The organism is uncultured Ralstonia sp. (assembly GCA_913056305.1).
Lineage (GTDB): Bacteria > Pseudomonadota > Gammaproteobacteria > Burkholderiales > Burkholderiaceae > Ralstonia.
This window is the reverse complement of sequence record CAJXMR010000398.1, coordinates 1-2,226: the sequence shown is the minus strand read 5'-3', so window position 1 is coordinate 2,226 and position 2,226 is coordinate 1. Positions and strand designations below refer to the sequence as shown.

The following is a 2,226-nucleotide window of genomic DNA, read 5'->3' as shown; positions in this document are numbered from 1 at the left end:
GATTGATCGGGCGGGCCGGCTGGGGCAGTTGGGCACAACCGGGGCGGGCACGATGGAGGCGCGGCAGGCCTGTGCGATGCCCTGCAGTGCGTGGGCGCAAGTACGCCGGGTTGAATGGCATCCCCCCGTCTCTGGCATACGCCTTGCCGTGGTTGAGCGAACCAAGCGTTCAACGTTGACCGAGCAACGCCGCCGGCCTGGCCCTGAAGGTGAAACGCGCGCCTGCCCAGGTCGACCCCAACCAGCGCGCGTTCTGCAGGATGGCCTGCGCAAAGCAAAACACCCTACCAGCGTGACCGCTCGTAGGGTGTGATGACCAGCTTATTCAGCCCTCGAAAGGGCTTTGATGCTGGGTGCTGCAGTGGCCGTTAGATCGGTTCGATCTTGGTCGCTGCCGGGCCTTTCTGGCCCACGCTGCGCACGAAGCGGACCTTCTGACCTTCGGCCAGGGTCTTGAAGCCGTTGCCCTGAATTTCAGAGAAATGCGCGAACAGGTCGTCGCCACCCGCCTCAGGCGAGATGAAGCCAAAACCCTTCGTTTCGTTGAACCACTTGACGGTACCGATTTCCATATTGGAGCTCCTGATGATTCCGACGGGCGAATGCCAATCGGGCCTGATGATCAAGACGCAAACATGGAACGGATGATGGGTCGCTGTGACGGCTGGCCGAAAACACTTCGTCGAATTCGCCGCTCGAAAATCCTGCCCAGCCCTTATAAGCACCTTGGCGGGCCGTGTCAACCAGAAAATTGTGCTCCACGGTACGCTTAGGCTATGTTTGTGCCGAATTATTAAGCACGCCGACCATGCCCGTGCTAGCATCGCCGGCCTCATATCGGATTCCCTATGCAACTTTGCTCGGCGTGTTTGGCGGTTCGCGCGGGTGACGGCGACACCGCTCGCCATGCGGTCCTGCAGATCACGGACACGCGGCGCAGCAAGCTCCCGAACGAAGGCATCGTGACGGTCAGCACCTTCCGCTGCCAGGCGTGCGGCGCCTGCTGGACCTATCGCGAAGGCAAGCGCGCGCTGAACCCCGGGTGGCAGCTTCAAAGCCCGGTTGCGCCAGACGGCGACACCAGCGCGCCCGAGCCGGGTGAGCGCTGATCCGATGCCCGATTCACGCAGCTAGCATTCCTCTCTTCAGGGTGTGCGCCGCAAGCGAACCCAGCCCTGGAGTCTCATTGCAATCGTTTCTTGGTCGTCTGCTGACAGAGGGCATGCTGCGCGCCGTTGCGTGGGTGCCCTATGGTGTTGTCGCGCGCATGGGCATGGCGCTCGGCACGCTCCTGCATCGCATTCCGAGCCGGCGCCGGCATATCGTCGACGTCAATCTGGCGCTGTGCTTCCCGCACATGACGGCGCCGCAGCGCCAGCGCCTGGCGCGTGCGCACTTCCAGCATGTCATGCGCAGCTATGTGGAGCGGGGCGTGCAGTGGTTCGGTTCTGCGCGGCGGCTGGAGAAGCTGGTGCGCGTGGAGTCCGCCATCAACCTCGACGCGGCCGCCACCGAGCCGACCATCTTCCTGGGCTTCCACTTTGTCGGCATCGAGGCCGGCTGCATGCGGTATTCGATCGGGCGGCCTGTGGCATCGCTCTACACGCCGATGTCGAACACGGCGCTGGACGACGTCGCCCTGCGCCAGCGCGGTCGCTTTGGTACGGTGATGATGCCGCGTGCCAACAGCGCGCGGCAGACCGTGCGCGTGCTGCGCAGTGGGCCGCCGGTCATGCTGGCGGCAGACATGGATTTTGGGCGGCGCGATTCCGTGTTTGCGCCGTTCTTTGGCGTGCCGGCCTGCACCCTCACGTCGGTCGCGCGCCTGGCGCAGGCCAGCAAGGCACGCGTCGTGCCGTTCGTGACCGAAGTCCTGCCCGACTACCAAGGCTACGCGCTGAAAATATTCGAGCCGCTCGCGGGCTTTCCGTCCGGAGACGACGTGGTTGACGCAACGCGCATGAACGCCTTCCTGGAGCAGCAGATCTTGCGCATGCCGGAGCAGTACTACTGGGTGCATCGGCGCTTCAAGCATCGGCCGGACGGCCAAGCGTCGGTCTACTGAAGCGCCGCGCAGGCGGCTGGCGATGGCCCGCTCGGCTGGCACTCCCGCCCGTCTCGGGAATGCGTCAATCAATGGTTATTGGGCGATGCCCCGCCGCTCTATGGCGGCTAGTGAACCGTAACGTTTAATTAGGAAGTAATATCGTACCCACTGGAGGGTGC

3 protein-coding genes are annotated in these 2,226 nt (G+C 63.8%); 2 read left to right on the top strand and 1 reads right to left on the bottom strand.

Going from position 1 to position 2,226, the window contains the following annotated elements; translation table 11 throughout:
* Nucleotides 1-368 precede the first annotated feature (368 nt).
* Nucleotides 369-572 carry a cold-shock protein gene (locus QZ609_RS26545; RefSeq protein ID WP_295501525.1) on the bottom strand — a complete coding sequence of 68 codons (204 nt, stop codon included), beginning with the start codon at nucleotides 570-572 and terminating at the stop codon, nucleotides 369-371.
* A 276-nt stretch (nucleotides 573-848) separates the two neighbouring features.
* On the opposite strand from QZ609_RS26545, the gene QZ609_RS26540 reads away from it, so the two are divergent.
* Both QZ609_RS26540 and QZ609_RS26535 read left to right on the top strand, forming a co-directional pair.
* Entirely contained in the window at nucleotides 849-1,109 is a 261-nt protein-coding gene (locus QZ609_RS26540) for a hypothetical protein (protein WP_295501523.1), read from the top strand.
* A 77-nt stretch (nucleotides 1,110-1,186) separates the two neighbouring features.
* Nucleotides 1,187-2,065 (top strand): lipid A biosynthesis lauroyl acyltransferase, encoded by an 879-nt coding sequence (locus QZ609_RS26535; protein ID WP_295501520.1) that lies wholly within the window; start codon nucleotides 1,187-1,189, stop codon nucleotides 2,063-2,065.
* Nucleotides 2,066-2,226: the final 161 nt, after the last annotated feature.

Bases quoted from the DNA above. Each gene is read 5' to 3' on its own strand.
- QZ609_RS26545 (WP_295501525.1), bottom strand. From the start codon at position 572: ATGGAAATCGGTACCGTCAAGTGGTTCAACGAAACGAAGGGTTTTGGC.
- QZ609_RS26540 (WP_295501523.1), top strand. From the start codon at position 849: ATGCAACTTTGCTCGGCGTGTTTGGCGGTTCGCGCGGGTGACGGCGAC.